Genomic DNA, 17,424 nt, shown 5'->3' with positions numbered 1-17,424 from the left:
ATTTGCTAAAGGCGTCTTTTATATTATTTATGATCCACATACATCTCGCTTCGCAGCGGGTTAATCGCTTTGGCATCGGTAAAGTCACGATGGATAATGTTAGGTAATTCCGGTAGTCGTTTGCCGCTGGCGATGATTTGGTTGATGGCTGCGTTTAATAACGGCTCGTCAACATTACCCAAAACACCTAGATTATCCAGATTTTCCGGTAATGAAAAAGTTGGCAAGATTCCGGCGGTATAATCGCCAAAATTATCTTTATTCACTATTTTCAAAACGATTGGCTGCATCGCATATTTGTGTGACGGATTCACATTTTGCTTGGCAAATGTCGGTGAGTCATATAAAGTCACCGAACCTACATTTTTTCCGGTTGTTACGTCACCAATTTGTACCACAGTCACATAAGGTTTCAGGCAATTGATTACCAATTCACTGGCAGAAGCCGAAGCTTTGGAGGTTAAAATATACACTTTGTTGAGGTTCAGGCTATTTAATCCACCAACGAATTTATTTTCCAGCGAACCAGGATTGTTTTCCTGAAAATAAGCTTGTGCTCTGGCATTCCATTGTTGTTTGGCAAAGGTTTGTCCGGTAAATTGTCCGGTGATCATGCTGGCCAATTTGGTTGCCGTTGTCACAGAACCACCCGAATTATAACGTAAATCAAGTACCAAATCGGTTACGTTTTGGGAAATAAAATTTCCAAAAGCAGTGTTCAGTTGGCTATCATAACTGCTGTAAAAACCATTGTACATCAAATAACCAATATTGTGTGTGCCTTGGGTAATTACGGTATTTAAAAAAATAGGATTTTCTGCCAAAGCGGTTTTGGTTAAGGTTACCGATTGCCCGTTTGGCGTAATCGTAACAAAATCGTTGCTGTCAATACTGTAATCAGCCAAATTAACGGTATAGGTTTCATTGCTGCCAAATACCAATGCGCGATAATTACTATCATTTAGCGGAATTCCATCAATAGCATAAAAAACATCACCACGATGAATGTCTTTGGTTGCCGCGTCTGAGCCGGGAATAATGTACCTCACCCAACCAAATATGTCGGTGGTTGCATTGATATGCTTTAAGCCAAAATCCATTCCGTTATTCAGTGTATTGCCCGAAAGTACGCCTTCGAGTACATCATAATCGCTGTAAATCACACTAAATCTATCAGTAGCCGCATCAGTTCTGAGCGAATTAAAGAAATCTCCAGGATTGGTATATGATTGTAAAAAGGAATAATACTGGCCTGGATTATCATCTTTGCTGTTGGCTAAATTAGGAACATCGGCTTGCCACAGATAATATAAATTCATGCCTTTCCAGATAAAATCATTGATGACAAGATTATTGGGTACCGGATTGTCGTCATTGTCTTCACAACCAAAAGGAAGCACAAGCAACAATAGGAATAATGAGGTTAATACATATTTCTTCATAGCAGGTTTTATTTAATAAACGTAAATTTACTAAGTTTAGATTAATATTTGTAATTTGTTTGTAACAAATAAAATTGTGGCTCGTCTTGACCATATAACCACTAACCATGCGTTGTTTCAATGAACCAAAAAGAGTTTATGCTATTGGTGAATCCTTTTAAGGATAAAGTCTTTCGAATGGCGAAGCGATTACTCGTGAGCACGGAAGAAGCCGAAGATGCAACGCAGGAAGTTTTGGTGAAATTGTGGAATAAGAACGAAAGTTTAGACGACTATAAAAGTGTGGAAGCCGTAGCAATGACAATGACCAAAAATTATTGTTTGGACCAATTGAAATCAAAGCGTGCGAGTAATATGAAAATTGTGCACAACAACTTTACCGATAGGGAAGCGGGTTTGCAACAAAAAGTAGAAGACAGAGACACTTGGAATTGGGTTGAAAAAATAATGAACGACCTGCCTGAACAGCAAAAACTGATTGTTCAAATGCGCGACATTGAAGAAATGGAATTTGAGGAAATAGGCAGGATATTAGATATGAATGAGCCTGCGATACGTACGGCTTTGTCAAGAGCAAGAAAAACGATAAGAGAAACCATGATAAAAACACATCATTATGGCATTGGATAGAATAGAAAATTTATTAGAAAAATACTTCGAAGCAAAAACCACTATAGCCGAAGAGAAAGAGTTAAAGGCCTACTTTTCTTCAGAGCATGTTGCTCCGCCTTTAGAGCAATACAAGCCTATATTTGGTTTTGCGACTCAAGCAAAACAGGAACAGTTTACCGCAACGATTCCATTAAAAACTAAGAAACGCTCAAGCGTAGTTTGGTTATCGGTTGCCGCTTCTGTGGTCGTGATGCTTGGCGTAGCTTTATTTACTTTCAATCAACCAACTGAATCAGAAGATTTGGGTACGTATGATGATCCTGAAGTGGCGTTCAGAGAAACGCAAAAAGCCCTGGCTTTGATTTCAGAAAGCGTAAATGAAGGCTTAGGAAGTATGGAATATATTAATGAATACGAACAATCAAAAAACAAAGTTTTTAAATAAAAAAATAAAGAAATCATGAAGAAATTAATTTTAAGCATAGTATTGGTATTGGCTTCAAACAGCATTTTTGCCCAGACTGTTTTCGATAAATTCGAAGATCAGGAGAAGATTAAGGCCGTAATTGTCAATAAGAAAATGTTTTCGCTGTTGAGTAAAATGAAAGTGGAAGACAAGGAAACGCAACAATACGTTGACCTTATAAAGAAACTGGATAACCTTAAGGTGTTTGTTACGACCAGTGATTTAAAGGCTGGTGAAATGAAATCCACAGCAGATAAATATTTGAAAACGGCTGCTTTAGAAGAGCTGATGCGTGTTAACGAAGGCGGAAAAAGTGTCAAAATCTATGTGAAATCGGGTTCGTCTGATTCTCAGGTTAAAGAGTTGTTGATGTTTATTGACGGCAGCGGAAAAGATGAGACGGTTTTGATGTCACTAACCGGAGATTTCGACCTGAATGAGCTTTCGGTTTTGACCGATAAAATGAAATTGCCTGGTGGCGATGATTTGAAAAAAGCTTCAAAAGGGCCAAAAGGGCCAAAAGGGCCGAAAGGATCAAAATAACAGCGCCATGAAATCGAAGATTCACGAATACAAAATAAACAATAATAAAGTTGTGAGTAAATCAACCATTTTCATCGCCGTATTGGCCTCAATGTTATTGATGGGTTGTAATAACGAACCAAGCCTTCAAAAGTATTTTGTAGAGAATTCTGAAAAGAAAGAATTTGTCGCTTTGGACGTTTCCCCGAGTATCATCAATGTGGACAAAACCAAATTGACACCTGAGCAAAAAACCGCTTTGGAATCATTTGATAAAATGAACATCCTGGCGTTTAAAAAAGATGATAAAAACGCTGCCCAATACGAAGTTGAGAGCCAGAAAGTATCCAAAATATTAAAAAGACAGGAATACCAGCAACTGATGAAAATTGGCGAAGGAAATGATGCCGCATCGATTAGTTTCGTGGGTGATGAAGATAACATAGATGAGTTTATTTTATTTGCCAAAAAAGAAGACAATGGTTTTGCCGTGGTTCGAATCTTAGGCGATGACATGAATCCGAATAATATCATGAACATGCTTTCCATTCTGAAAACTGCCAATATTGATATGGCACAACTAAAGCCCCTGGAAGGTTTGATTAAATAAAATTTATTGAGGTTAATTGGAAAAGCCCAGAACAATGTTCTGGGCTTTTTTTATTAATAATTTTAAAAGACTCATTTTTACTACAATTTTTTACTAATTTGTATCCGAATAAACATCTCTAATTCTCTTTAATCCATGAAATATAAATCACTCCTTATCTTATTTTTATTAGGTTCGACCTATGTCTCTTATGCACAAAACATTACCGTAAAAGGTGTTGTGAAAGACCTGACCAACCTGCTGCCAATTCCCGGAGCCAATATTGGTACGCTCAAAAGTAATTTCAGTACCATTTCCAATGATGAAGGTGCTTTTGAGTTTGTGCTGCCCAAAGTAACTGATACGCTGAAAATATCAGCCATGGGTTATAAAGACTTTAAGATTGCCCTGACCGCTATCAAGGATAATGAATTTTATCTGGAATCCAAAATCAATGATTTGGAGGAAGTCATTATTGTCAAAGGCGGCATGCAGGATTTGCTCGAACTGATTATTGAGACTTCCAAGGAAAAGTTTACCACACCGATTGTAATGAACAGTTATTTCCGTGAATTTGTTAGGGTTAATGACCGATTTACGAAGTTCTCTGATGGTGAACTGGATTATTTGCTCAACCACCACAACAAAAAATTGGTTTCCGATTTGAATGTAAAGCAGGCAAGGGCTTATAAAATTCCCAAAATGGAAGAAGATGGGAACGAAAGCGTTTTTGATGATATTAAAAGTGCTTTTAATATTGATGAGCTTCCCGGGAATGTTGATAATTTCAGATTTTTGGAAAGAACGATTCTCAAGAACAAAGATTTTAAGAAGTATGAGTTTATTTTAAAATCAAAAAAAGATGGGGATGGAAATGAAATGATGACCTTATATTTCAATCCGATTGATAGTGTTGAAGAGCATTTGTTCAAAGGTTTTGTTACCTATGACCCAAAGACTAACTTGATTTATTCGGTTTCATTTCAAAAAGATGCGGCAAAGATTAAGTATGCCAACGATATCAATCTTTTGTTGTTCCGATTCACGATTTTGGAAAATGATGTCAAAGCCAATTATAAGATGAGTAACGGGAGTTATGTGATGAGTAATCTTTCGGTTGGTTTCAAGTTCAATGTCAAAAAGAAAAACAAGTTTGATGATAATATCGAATTGAAAATGGATATGGTAGTGACTAATTTTACCAAAGACACCAGCGGTTTTGATTTAAAGAAAGTGTATGAAGGCAAATCTTTGTTTGAGTTTGGCACCCATTTCACCACACCGTTCTGGAAAAACAATAATGCGATACTGTTGACTGATAAAGAAGAAAAAATCATTCGGGATTTAGAAGCAAAGTCACAACCATAAAAAAAGTCCCGATTCAATCGGGACTTTTTATTTCTTAAAATATTTAAACGGAACAACGAGCATTCCAAAGCATTCTCCGTGTTCTTTGCCCAAATGTTTGTGGTGCATTTTATGGGCTCGTCTCACAGCTCTAGCGTAGCGATTGTTCGCATTTCGGAACAATTTAAAACGTTGATGGATGAAAATATCATGAACCGTAAAATAAGCCAAACCATAAGCGAAAATGCCTAATCCGATAGCCAATCCGATTTCGAGTATGTCATTTTGCCAAAGCAAAAAGAAACCAATGCTGATTACGGCATAAAAAATAAAAAAAGCGTCATTGCGTTCAAACCAGGAATCGTGGTCTTTTTTATGGTGATCGGCGTGTAAATTCCAGAGAAAGCCATGCATAATGTATTTGTGGCTGAACCAAGCCATAAATTCCATGATGCAAAACGTAGCGATAAAAACAAATATATGTAGGAGCATGATATTTATAATAAGTTCAAACGGTAATTGACATAACATTTGGCCAAAAGCCCCAATTTTTCATAATCAGGTACGCGGATTCTGGTGTTTTTGATTTCCAATGAAGGCGTTTTTTTTAATTTGGATAACAACTTTTTGTAATACACATAAGCTGTATAAACACCAAATTTGGCTTCCAAAGGTAATTTTAAAATGCCTTCAAATCCAGCCTGAAAATCGGCTTCAATTTCTTTGATAATAGCATCTTTAGAACATTCATCCAGTTTTGATAAATCGGTATTCGGAAAATACGTTCGGTTCAAATCTTCATAATCGGCTTTCAGATCGCGAAGAAAATTCACTTTCTGAAACGCTGAGCCCAATCGCATGGCTGCTTCTTCGAGTTCACGAAATTTATTGCCATCCCCTCTCACAAACACTTTGAGACACATTAAGCCTACAACATCAGCAGAACCATAAATATACTCATTGTATTCTTCAAAAGATTTATAAACGGTTTTATGCAGGTCGAGTTTCATGCTTTTCATGAAATCATCAATCATGGTCTGCGGAATTCCATATTTGTGAACTGTATGCTGGAAAGAATTTAATATCGGATTCAGACTAATTTTATTGGCTAAAGCGCTGGCCAAATCCTTTTCAAACATTTCAAACAAAGCTTCTTTGTCGTAGTCGTGAAAGGTATCTACAATTTCGTCAGCAAAGCGGACAAACCCATAAATATTATAAATGTCCTGACGGATGCTTGGTGCCAACATCTTAACAGCAGCCGAAAATGAAGTGCTGTAGGCTTGAGTCACATTACGGCTGCAATCGAAGGATACGGTGTCAAAAATTGATTTCATATGCTGATGCTTATTGTTTTTATATTGGTCATATGTAATTCGCATATAACATTTTCAAATTTCTAGTATACTTTGCAATGCTCATTTCATAAAGATAGAATTACAGATTTTTTTGAATGAGTTCGGCAACGAGTTTTCCTGAAATAAGCGAAGGTGGAACGCCTGGTCCCGGAACGGTTAATTGTCCGGTAAAATAGAGATTCCCGACTTTCTTACTTTTCAGTTTGGGTCTTAAAAAAGCGGTTTGCATCAGGGTATTGGCTAACCCATAAGCATTCCCTTTATATGAATTATAGTCTTTGATAAAATCATTGATGCAAAAGGATTCCTTAAAAAGAATCTTGTCTTTTACGGTTTGTTGCGTCAGTTTTTCAAAGCGATTGATTATTTTATCAAAATACAGATTTCTTAGTTCAGGGGTGTCTTCCAAACCCGGAGCCAGCGGGATCAAAAAGATACCGGCTTCTTTACCTTCGGGTGCCGCATTGGTGTCGGTTTTTGAAGGGAAACTGGCATAAAATAAAGGATTTCTGGGCCATTTCGGATTGTCATAAATGTCTCTGGCATGCGTATCAAAATCAACATCAAAGAACAAAGAATGGTGCTCTGTATTCTCAATTTTCTTGTCAAAACCCACATAGAATAGGAGCGAAGAAGGTGCAAAAGTTTTCTTCTCCCAATACTTTTCAGAATAGGCTCTGTATTTTTCGTCCAGTAAAGTTTCCGAATGGTGGTAATCGGCGCCACTCAAAATGATGTCGCCATTTATTATTTTTCCATTCACTACGATTGCTTTGGCCATACCGTTTTCGACTATAATTTTTTCAATGTTCGCTTGGGTATGAATGACAACGCCTAACTCTTTAGCCAGTTTTTCCATGGCTAAAATCACGCTATACATACCGTTTTTAGGATGCCAGGTACCCAAACCAAAATCGGCAAAATTCATAAAACTATAGAATGATGGCGTGTCTGAAGGTTTGGCTCCAAGAAAAAGTACGGGAAATTCGAGTATTTGGATTAGCTTAGTGTTGTTAAATTGTCTGCGGATGTCTTTGGAGATGTTGCCAAAAAACTGATTGACCTTTTTTGCAGTTTCCAAAGTGACCAATTCTAAAGGAGAAACTCCCGGGCGATAGACCAAATCTTTGATGGCAATGTCATAATTGCTTTGTGCTTCTTTCATGAATGCCCTCAGTTTTTGACCGCTGCCTTTTTCAACAGATTCAAAGGTGTCTATAATTTCCTGAAGATTATCGGCGATGGTTATGAACTCTTTTACCCCAAAATACACCTGATAAGCCGGAGAAAGTTTGATGAGCTCATAATAATCGGAAGGTTTTTTGCCAAAGTCTGAGAAAAAGCGTTCAAAAACATCGGGCATCCAATACCAGGTTGGGCCAATGTCAAAAGTAAATCCGTCTTTTTTGAGTTGGCGCGCTCTTCCGCCTATGGTTGCATTTTTTTCATAGACCGTTACCTCATGTCCTTGCTGGGCTAAATAGCACGAAGCAGCCAATGAGGAAAATCCGGAGCCGATTATTTTGATTTGTTTTTTCATATTGTTTAACAAAAATACAAAAAAGTTAAACAATAAAATATTTTTTAACTTATAAATAATCCACTAATTCTTTGATTGAATTAAATGTAGTGGTTTTTTCGGTAATTAATTTGGAATCTATATTTGCGATCATTCGCCCTATAAGGTATAAATTCGATGATTCTTCAAGAATTTCCTGTTTTAAATTTTTGATGTAATTATTGATTTCGGATTTATTAGGCTCAACCGTTGTGTAACAAATATAAGTAATGTTGTCAAAGTGCTTTTTCATGTCTTTTAAGCTTTCAATCGGCACGCTTTCTCCCAAATAGACTGTTTTGTAGCCAAGGCTTAAAATCTCATAGTTTAAATACATCAATCCCAATTCATGAATTTCATTCATAGGAAGATACAAGACGAAAACCCTGTCTAACCGCGTTGGTTCTTTTATTTGAACTTGTTCTGTATTAGTTAATATTTTTTGTTTAATAAGGTAAGAGATAAAATGTTCGTGCGCCGGTGTTATAGTATCTGTTTGCCAAAGCATCCCAATTTCGTTGATTAAAGGGATAAAGACTTCATAAAAAATCTCTCTAAACGATTTTTCGGAAAGCAGTTTATTATAAGTGGAAAAGAAAAGTGTTTGATCAAAATTCATCATGGCCATTTTAAACGAACTTATCGCATGATGCTTGGCGCTTTTTTCAGAAATGATTTCGTTGACCAGTTGCGGAATTCTTTCTGTTGAAAGTTTGGATATTTTTGAAATTTTATAACCGTAGTTGTGTAATAGTGTAATGTTTAAAAGCTTCTGTAGGTTGGTTAAATCATACATTCGAATATTGGTTTCGGTGCGCATAGGTTCAAGTACGCTGTATCTCTTCTCCCATATTCTAATGGTATGCGCTTTAATTCCTGAAAGGTTTTCCAAATCTTTTATGCTAAAGACACTCTTAACGTTGTTCATCTTTTATATGAATTAGTTAAACAAAATTAATCAAATATGTTTAGGAATGACTTTTTTGGATATAAACTTTTAAAAAATGATTCAATTCAACTGATTTTACTCTGGTAAAAATATAGATTGAATTCGTTCTTTCCACGAAGCTCCGCTTTGAATAATAGGGATTTTGCTTCGCAAGTTCCCACAAAGCTCCGCTTTGAGAATCAAAAAAGGAGAAAAATACTGAAGCAAGCTTCCTATTTTTCTCCAATTTTTTGATTCATTCGTGACCACGATGGGATTCGAACCCACACGTCCTTTCGAACACCACCCCCTCAAGATGGCAAGTCTACCAATTTCTCCACGTGGCCTAAAACAAAAAAAGTCAAACAATGCTGTTCGACTTTTTGTGACCCGACTGGGGCTCGAACCCAGGACCCCAACATTAAAAGTGTTGTGCTCTACCAACTGAGCTATCGAGTCTTTAGCATCAAAAGAAAGAAAAATTGTGACCCGACTGGGGCTCGAACCCAGGACCCCAACATTAAAAGTGTTGTGCTCTACCAACTGAGCTATCGAGTCTATTTTCATTTCTTGAATGCGGGTGCAAATATAAGGCCTTATTATTTATATTTCAAAGCAATTTTATTATAAATTTGGCTTTTTTTAATGAGAGGTCTTAATGGCTTAATTTATAAGGTTTTATTGCGATGCAGAAAATTATTTTAGTGGGGTATATGGCCGTTGGAAAGACAACTATTGGTAAAATCTTGGCTGAAAAACTGCAGATGAAATGGTTGGATTTGGATAAAATAATTGAAAGTGAAGCAAAATTATCTGTTCCCGAGATTTTTAAGCAGAAAGGCGAAATCTATTTCAGAAAGCAGGAACACACAGCATTAAAAAAACTGCTTGATAATGGCGAAAGCCTTATAATCAGTACTGGTGGCGGAACACCATGCTATTCCAACAATCATTTATTGCTTAATGGAGATAAGGTGAAATCAATCTATCTGAAAGCTTCTATTGAAGTGTTATTTGACAGGCTTAAAAATAACGATGGGGAAAGACCTTTGGTGGCCAATCAATCAGAAGTCGAACTCAAGGAATTTATTGCCAAAAACTTATTCGATCGAAGTTATTACTACAATCAGGCAACGGTTAAGATTGATACCGATGGCAAAACACCAGTCAAAATAGTCGACGAAATCTTAGCCTTGTTAGACTAAATAGGCATAGTTATTATTTTTCTCAAACACTACATGAACGTGTTCTTTTGATGAAGTAGAAAGGGAAATACCTTTAAAATCTGCTTTTACCGGAAATTTTTTGTGATTTCTGTCAATCAGAACGACGGTTTTGAACTTTTTAATTGGCACTTCTAAAAAATGTTTTACGCCATAAACCAGTGTTGTTCCCGAGTTTAGGACATCATCAACTAATATTAAATTCTTGTTGCTGTAGGTTTCTTTTGGGATTGAAGTCGTAATCGGATTGAAAGGGTTTTGTTTGTCAATTTTTACCTCGCATAAAACAATATTGATCGTTGAAATATTTTTTAAAACAACACTTATTTTTTCGGCTAAAATATATCCGTTATTGGCAATTCCTGCCAATACAATTTCCTCTTCATCAGCAAAGGTTTCGTATATCTGATAAGCGATGCGTCTGATTTTGTGCTCTATTTCCTGATGGTTAAGTATGATATTTTGCCCCATGGTATTATTTTTTTCAAAGATAGAAAACACTTTGTTTTTTATTGATTTTATTTAAACAATTATGTGGCATTATCATTTGTCTTGTTTTTTTGCCTTTTTTTTGGCACTAACTGATTTGTTTTAAGTGATTTTTTTTGTAAATTGTAGTGATAATTTGATGTTAATTGAAAGAAATCCATTAGAACTATAAGAATATTATGCTTATAAAATGGTGAAACAGCGGTACTTTTTAACATTTTGACGATTTATTTCAAAAATTATTTTTTTAAACTTTTTATTTTAAACTTTTCGTATAAATTTACCGATTCGGAATTTCAGTTTTTTACATTTTAAACATTTAAGATACAAACATTTAAAGTGTAAAATTGTGTTTCAATAAGCCTTGAGTCAAAACATATATATGAATACCACGCTGAACAAAGAAAATCTATGCTCTGTAAAAAGAATTTTGCCTGTTTTTTTTACAGCAGTACTTTTTATTTTTATTTCTCAACGCGGTTATTCACAGGTTAGTACCTATAGTTTTAGCGAATCAAGCTCAACCTACACTGCGCTTACAACACCTTCTGTTGCTTATACAGCGCCATGGGATGACCATACTGCCGGTGCTGCATTTCAGGCACCTATCGGATTTAATTTTACTTATGATGGGATTGTTCAGACTCAGTGTTATATCAGTCCGAATGGTTTTATCTCATTTGGGGTCCAACCGGTTTCAAATACTTATCTTCCATTGAGCGTGGCAACTGTGTTTACTGCTGGCGGAACGATTAGTGCGCTTGGAATGGACTTAATATCATCCACAGACAATATAACTTATAAAACGCTTGGAAGCTCGCCTAACAGAATTTTTGTAGTGCAATGGACCAATGCGGCCAGAAAATCAATTACCGGAAATTTCAATTTCCAAATCAGATTGGTAGAAACTACTGACGTAATTGAACTTTCTTATGGTGCCTGTGCTCCTGATAATGCTACAGTTTTAAACACCCAGGTTGGTATACGAGGAGATAGCAATGTCTTTTTACAGGGTGATGTTCAGAACCGTCTGCAAACAGGAACCAATACAAATGTTCCATGGCTTGGTAAAACCGTTACCGGTACAGCCAATTCAAGTACGGCAAGAACCAGTTTGACAGAGTATCCGAATAACGGACTTAAATATACTTTTACACCCTCTGCAACATGTACTACTCCTACAGGAGTTCCTTCCGGTCTTGTAGTAGGAAGTACCAGTGTCAGCAATTCTTCATTTGTTGGAAACAGCTTTACTGCTGCGAGTCCTGCACCGTCTAATTATTTGGTTGTCAGAAGCACGACTAACGTTGCGCCAACCAGTGCTGATATTGTTAATGGGACATATTGGGCTGCTACCAATGTGATTTCAGGGACCTATACCGTAATCAGTGCGAGTAATGCTACTATGTTTACGCAAACTTCCCTGGCGTCAAACACCACTTATTACTATTGGGTAATTCCTTATAATTCAGGTTGTCTTGGAGGACCGGTTTACAATTTGGCCACCATGATTTCCACTTCAAAAACAACTTGTATCGATCCACCATCCGGTGTGTCTGCTTCAACGGTTGAAGGAAATTCTTTTACAGCTTCATGGACAGCAGTTACGGGTGCAACAGATTATCTTATAGATGTTTCCACAAACAATACTTTTACAGCAATACTTCCGGCTTACACAGGCCTTTCAATGGGCAATGTGACCAGTTTTGTTGTTTCAGGTTTAAGTCCGATTACGACTTATTACTTTAGGGTTCGGGCTATTGGAATTAACTGTAACCTTAATAGTGCAACGGTAACGGTGACTACGACTTGTGGTGCGTTTCCAATTCCTTATTTCCAAAATTTTGATACTACTGCAATCAATACGGTTCCAACTTGTTTTACCATATCAGATGATAATACAGATGCGGTAATCTGGAAAGTACAAAATACTTTGGCTGCTTCAACGCCAAACTCATTCCATTTGGTAACCAATACGGCGACGGATACCAATGATTGGTTTTTTACGCCGGGATTGAATTTAACAGCAGGAGTAACCTATCGATTAAAATTCAAGTACAATACTTTAAGTGCAGGATCTTTTGCCGAAAACCTGAGAGTTCGTTTAGGTACCGGAGCATCGGAAGCCAATATGAATAATACTATCCTGGATTTATCCAGTATCATTAATACCGTTTATCAAACAGCCACTGTCGATTTTACGCCGGTAACCAATAGTGTTTTTTATCTAGGGTTTCAAGGATATAGTTTTGCCAATCAAAGTAAAATAATGATTGATGATATTAGTGTTATTGTATCGCCAACTTGTTTTGAGCCAGCGAATCTTGTGGTGACTACTGTCGGTAGCACCACGGCAGGCATCACTTGGGAAGCCTCATCGCCTGAACCTGATAATGGTTACGAATATTATGTAAGCACTTCTAATACCACACCTGGTTTTTCAGTAACACCAACAGGAACTGTTGGCTTTGGCATTACTACAGCCACTATTACAGGATTGACTCCTGCGACATTATATTATGTATGGGTTCGTGGTAAATGCCTTGGAACGGACAGAAGTGTCTGGAGTAATATTGAAGCATTTAGTACAGATTGTGCAGCGTCAATATCATTGAGTGTTACCAATGGAACGCTTTGTGGTGGAGGTTCTACCACTTTGCAGGCCATAGGAGCTTCAGGTTCAACAATAGAATGGTATTCAGATGCAGCCGGGACAACGTTGGTTGGAACCGGAAATAATTTTGTTACACCAACATTGTCTTCAACCACTACTTATTATGCACAATCGAGAGCACCGGGAGGATTGGTTCCGGTTGGGCCGATATCTCCGTTATTACAAGGTGGTGCATTAGGGGTTCAGACAACATCAACCTTTGTTAGTTTTTCGGTTACTACCGCGACTACATTACAATCTTTTGATATTTATCCAATGGTTTCCGGTCAGAGCGGAACCCTGGTTTTCAGGAATAGCTCTAATGTTCAAATTGCGTCCTATCCTTACGTTACGAGTGTAGCCGGAGGAAATACAGCGCAAACTATTACTTTTGCATTAGATTTGACAGTAGGAAATTATTTTGTTTACTTTCAAACACTACCGGCAGCCGGTATAATCTCCAACATTGACAGTGCTTCTTATCCTTATACCTCTACCATTGCCAATGTTACAGGAAATGGTTTTGACAGTACTTTTTATCTCTATGCTTATAACTGGAAGTTTTCCAATATTTGTCGCTCTCTGTTAACACCGGTAACGGCTACTGTTACTGCCGCTCCGGCCATTTCATTTAGCGGATCATCAACAACCATTTGTCAAAACGATGTTACCGGATTGGTAACAATAACTGGTGCGTCTTCCTATAACTTATTTAGCTGGAATACTACCGTAGGGCTTTCAGGCTCAATTGCTGCAGGATATACTTTTGCACCAACTACCACCACCACATATTCCTTGACCGCTTCACAATCGTCGGGAGGATTATGTACTTCAGTCATTTCATATACGGTAACGGTAAAACCGGAACCGCCAGCGGTGAGTATAGTTCCAGCTACAGCAACTATTTGCCAAGGAAGCATACAACTGTTAAGTGCCAGTTTAGCTGCCGCAACTCCGGTTATTATTTTTAACGAGAATTTCAATGCGGCAACCAATAACTGGATCAAAACCAATCTTTCAACAGGTGGAATCATTGCCAATTCGGCATGGACATTGAGAACAAGTCCTTATGCTTATGCCAGTTCCTATTGGACTTTTAACGCAAGCAGCAATGATGCCTCACAATTTTATATGACTAATTCTGATGCTCAGGGAAGTCCGGGAACCAATAGAACGATAACTTATTTAGAATCGCCTTCTATCAGTTTGGTAGGTTATACTTCTGCCTCTTTGAATTTTTATCATTATTTGAGGTATATCGGAGGAAATAAAGCCAGAGTGGAAGTGTCCATTGACAATGGAGCCAATTGGGCAATATTAACCAGTTTCCTGGCCACTCAAGGTACAGCATCTGCTTTTTCCAATGCTACAGTTAGCATGAATAGTTATGTGGGTAATTCGAATGTGAAGATTAGGTTCTTATATGATGCAACCTGGGATTACGGTTGGGCGGTTGACAATGTGAAAATTACGGGAAGTCTCGCGGTAGAAGTTAGTTGGGCACCACCAACCGGTTTGTATTTTGATTCTACTGCAGCTACGCAATATATCAGTGGTACACCAACAGGTGTCATTTATGCAAAACCAGATGCTACAACTGTTTATACCGGTACTGTAGTAGGAGCCAATGGCTGTTCAACAAGCGGCACAACAACCATTACAGTTTCGCCAACACCAACTCTTGGAACACTATCGAGTACACAATTGCTTTGTGGTAATACGACAGCAAGTGATCTGACATTAGTTGGTTCATCCGGAACAATAGTGCGTTGGGAATATGCTACTGATTCAGCATTTACAACTGGTTTGACTACTATCGCCAATACCACAGCAACCTTAACTTCAGCAGCAATAGGTACTTTCTCAGGTGTGCGATATTATCGTGTTGTACTTCAAAGTGGAAGTTGTCCGGTGGTTTATACCAATTCGGTTTCCATTAGTTTCCCATCAACCACATGGAACGGTTCGTCATGGAATAATGGTTTGCCATCATCAAGCATCAAAGTAATATTCGCCGGTAATTATTCTTCTACGGCAAGTATTGATGCTTGTTCTGTTGAGGTGCAATCCGGAACGGTAAACTTTAATTCGGGACACACTTTAACCGTTCAAAATGACGTAAGGGTTATTGGAGGTTCGCTTACTTTCCAGAATAATGCCAGTTTAGTTCAGGTGAATACGACCCTTAATTCGGTGCCAATTACAAACACTGGAAACATTACCTATAAAAGAACCAGTACGCCAATTAAGATTTATGACTATATCTATTGGTCATCACCGGTAAGTGGTCAAACGTTATTGAATTTTTCTCCTAATTCGCCATTGTTCTTCTATTTTGATTCTGCAGCAGGGAATTGGGCTTATGCCAATACATCAACGCCAATGGTAGCCGGAAAAGGATACCTTGTCAGAACACCTGAAGTGGCACCATTTAATGAAGTGACACCAAATGTTTATGCAGGTTCATTTGTTGGAGTGCCTCATACAGGAAATATATCGATCCCGGTTGTTGGTGGAGCAAATCAGTTTAACTTGTTCGGAAATCCATATCCAAGTGCTTTGAGTGCCAATGCCTTTTTATCGGATGCCAACAATGTACCGTTGATTGATGCCACTATTTATTTATGGACACACAACACGCCAATCACAGCCGGAAATTATACCACGAATGATTATGCGTTGTACAATTATGCCGGTGGCGTAGGAACCGGATCCAGCTCAGTGAATTCAGGTTTGAATAACAGTATTCCAAATGGTAAAATAGCTTCAGGACAAGGATTCTTTGTTAAAGGTTTGTCTTCAGGAAATTTATCCTTTAAAAACAGCATGCGATTGGCCGGTAACAATGATCAGTTCTTTAGAATGAGTAATCCACCGGCGAATATGACTTCTTCATTTGATGATTTGGAGCGCCACCGTTTTTGGCTCGATATTTCCAATGCTGATGGTGGTTTCAAACAAATGTTGATTGCTTATATCCAAAATGCGACCAATACAGGACTAGATCGTGGATTTGATGGCGAAATGGTTGATGTTGGTAACGCAGTAACTTTCTATGTGTTGCAGGAAGATAAGAAATTGTCTATTCAGGGACGGGCATTGCCTTTTAATGAAAATGATGTTATTCCGATAGGATATAAATCAATTGAAGCATCTACTTACCAAATAAAACTGTCTAACTTTGATGGTTTGTTTGAATCCCAAAAGGTTTACATTGAAGATACTCTTTTGAATATGGTACACGATTTGACCCAAGGCGATTATACTTTTGTTACCGAAGCCGGTACTTTTGACAGCCGTTTCAATATTATATTTACCAACAATGCTTTAGGTATTGAAAACCCCGTATTGACAGCCAATCAGATAGTTATCTATAAAAACAACGACAACAACTTTGTGATTTCAACCGGAGACTTTGTAATGGAATCGGTGAAAGTATTTGATATCAGAGGTCGTTTGCTGATAGAGAGAAAAGATATCAACGCAACACAAACTACAGTGAGCGGCGGATTGGCCAACGAAGTGCTATTGATTCAAATTACAACCACTGATGGAGTGACAGTGACCAAGAAAGTAATTCGATAAGTCTTCCAATTTTATAAGTTTAGTTTCCTGGTGCAATAATTCTTTTGGCAGTGCCCAAACTCCTTTTTTCATTTAAGGGAATGCCTTCGGAAACTGTGAGAATCCTTCTATTAGCCGCTAGAATTTTTCTGATAGCGGATAAGTTCTTGCTGTTTTGCGACAATATCAAAAAAGCCATTAATTTTTTTCGATTTTAACAAAATTGCTTTCTTTCACCTATACAGCGCTACAACATTTGTAATCAATGCCTTAAATTTATGTTTCCAAAAGTGTGAGGTTTTTACATAAAATGCTGATTAAAAGCCAAAAACTATAACAACTTATTAACAATTCTTGTAAAGTATTGACAATTTGTTAATTTAGCGCACCCGAAAATACCAAAATTCATTAAGTTTGAGCAGGTTATTGTAGTCAATACGCTCACAGAATGTACTACTTTTACTATCATTTAGAATGTGATTTTATCGACGAACGGTTGATGCTTCGGCATTGGTCGGAAACATTGGACAGTTTATCGAAAACAAATTATTTTTAGGTAAACAAACTGTTAAAAAAAAAGTTTAAAGATGTATTTTTAACATCATAACCATAGGGTAACATCGATTTGTCTGTTACTATATAACAAGAATGCCACACAACAAAACAAATAAAC

General features: G+C 37.4%; 13 protein-coding genes and 3 tRNA genes. 7 read left to right on the top strand and 9 right to left on the bottom strand.

The annotated features are described in order from the left end of the window. Window positions 1-23 precede the first annotated feature (23 nt). Window positions 24-1,442: a GFO_1087 family putative carboxy terminal peptidase gene (locus P1K33_RS12935; protein WP_284653408.1), complete on the bottom strand. Its 1,419-nt coding sequence runs from the start codon at window positions 1,440-1,442 to the stop codon at window positions 24-26. A 120-nt stretch (window positions 1,443-1,562) separates the two neighbouring features. On the opposite strand from P1K33_RS12935, the gene P1K33_RS12930 reads away from it, so the two are divergent. The 5 genes from P1K33_RS12930 (at window position 1,563) to P1K33_RS12910 (ending at window position 4,999) form a co-directional block, all read left to right on the top strand. After that, window positions 1,563-2,072, top strand: a complete 510-nt coding sequence (locus tag P1K33_RS12930) for a GFO_1088 family ECF-type sigma factor (protein WP_284653407.1) — start codon at window positions 1,563-1,565, stop codon at window positions 2,070-2,072. Continuing rightward, entirely contained in the window at window positions 2,059-2,499 is a 441-nt protein-coding gene (locus tag P1K33_RS12925; RefSeq protein ID WP_284653406.1) for a PG0215 family putative anti-sigma factor, read from the top strand. The genes P1K33_RS12930 and P1K33_RS12925 overlap by 14 nt, the downstream gene beginning before the upstream one ends. A 15-nt stretch (window positions 2,500-2,514) precedes the next feature. Beyond that, window positions 2,515-3,063, top strand: coding sequence for a GFO_1090 family protein (locus tag P1K33_RS12920; protein ID WP_284653405.1), 549 nt, complete (start codon window positions 2,515-2,517; stop codon window positions 3,061-3,063). Window positions 3,064-3,070: 7 nt separating this feature from the next. Next, the gene (locus P1K33_RS12915; protein ID WP_284653404.1) at window positions 3,071-3,652 is read left to right on the top strand and encodes a GFO_1091 family lipoprotein; all 582 of its coding nucleotides are present in this window, start codon (window positions 3,071-3,073) and stop codon (window positions 3,650-3,652) included. A 135-nt stretch (window positions 3,653-3,787) separates the two neighbouring features. Continuing rightward, window positions 3,788-4,999 (top strand): carboxypeptidase-like regulatory domain-containing protein, encoded by a 1,212-nt coding sequence (locus tag P1K33_RS12910; RefSeq protein WP_284653403.1) that lies wholly within the window; start codon window positions 3,788-3,790, stop codon window positions 4,997-4,999. Window positions 5,000-5,026: 27 nt separating this feature from the next. Here the strand turns inward: P1K33_RS12910 and P1K33_RS12905 are convergent, their stop codons facing one another. From P1K33_RS12905 to P1K33_RS12875, 7 genes are all read right to left on the bottom strand, one after another. Continuing rightward, window positions 5,027-5,470: a sterol desaturase family protein gene (locus tag P1K33_RS12905; RefSeq protein ID WP_284653402.1), complete on the bottom strand. Its 444-nt coding sequence runs from the start codon at window positions 5,468-5,470 to the stop codon at window positions 5,027-5,029. A 5-nt stretch (window positions 5,471-5,475) separates the two neighbouring features. Next, entirely contained in the window at window positions 5,476-6,315 is an 840-nt protein-coding gene (locus P1K33_RS12900; protein ID WP_284653401.1) for a phytoene/squalene synthase family protein, read from the bottom strand. Window positions 6,316-6,415: 100 nt separating this feature from the next. Beyond that, window positions 6,416-7,876, bottom strand: coding sequence for a bifunctional phytoene desaturase/3,4-desaturase (crtID, locus tag P1K33_RS12895; RefSeq protein WP_284653400.1), 1,461 nt, complete (start codon window positions 7,874-7,876; stop codon window positions 6,416-6,418). Between the two features lie 49 nt (window positions 7,877-7,925). Beyond that, window positions 7,926-8,822 carry a MerR family transcriptional regulator gene (locus P1K33_RS12890; RefSeq protein WP_284653399.1) on the bottom strand — a complete coding sequence of 299 codons (897 nt, stop codon included), beginning with the start codon at window positions 8,820-8,822 and terminating at the stop codon, window positions 7,926-7,928. A 263-nt stretch (window positions 8,823-9,085) separates the two neighbouring features. Next, window positions 9,086-9,169: transfer RNA gene (locus tag P1K33_RS12885), tRNA-Leu, on the bottom strand. 39 nt (window positions 9,170-9,208) lie between these two features. Beyond that, window positions 9,209-9,281: transfer RNA gene (locus P1K33_RS12880), tRNA-Lys, on the bottom strand. 26 nt (window positions 9,282-9,307) lie between these two features. Beyond that, a tRNA-Lys gene (locus P1K33_RS12875) sits at window positions 9,308-9,380 on the bottom strand. Between the two features lie 128 nt (window positions 9,381-9,508). Between P1K33_RS12875 and P1K33_RS12870 the strand changes: the two genes are divergently transcribed. After that, complete coding sequence (locus tag P1K33_RS12870) at window positions 9,509-10,027, top strand: shikimate kinase (RefSeq protein WP_284653398.1); 519 nt, start codon at window positions 9,509-9,511, stop codon at window positions 10,025-10,027. Here the strand turns inward: P1K33_RS12870 and P1K33_RS12865 are convergent. After that, complete coding sequence (locus tag P1K33_RS12865; protein WP_284653397.1) at window positions 10,019-10,516, bottom strand: phosphoribosyltransferase family protein; 498 nt, start codon at window positions 10,514-10,516, stop codon at window positions 10,019-10,021. The genes P1K33_RS12870 and P1K33_RS12865 overlap by 9 nt on opposite strands. 400 nt (window positions 10,517-10,916) lie before the next feature. Between P1K33_RS12865 and P1K33_RS12860 the strand changes: the two genes are divergently transcribed. Continuing rightward, complete coding sequence (locus tag P1K33_RS12860; protein WP_284653396.1) at window positions 10,917-16,772, top strand: RemA C-terminal-like gliding motility protein; 5,856 nt, start codon at window positions 10,917-10,919, stop codon at window positions 16,770-16,772. Window positions 16,773-17,424 lie beyond the last annotated feature (652 nt).

This window comes from Flavobacterium terrisoli (assembly GCF_030167905.1).
GTDB lineage: Bacteria > Bacteroidota > Bacteroidia > Flavobacteriales > Flavobacteriaceae > Flavobacterium > Flavobacterium terrisoli.
Note: the sequence above shows the minus strand (reverse complement) of the source record. Positions and strands in the feature narration are given on the sequence as shown.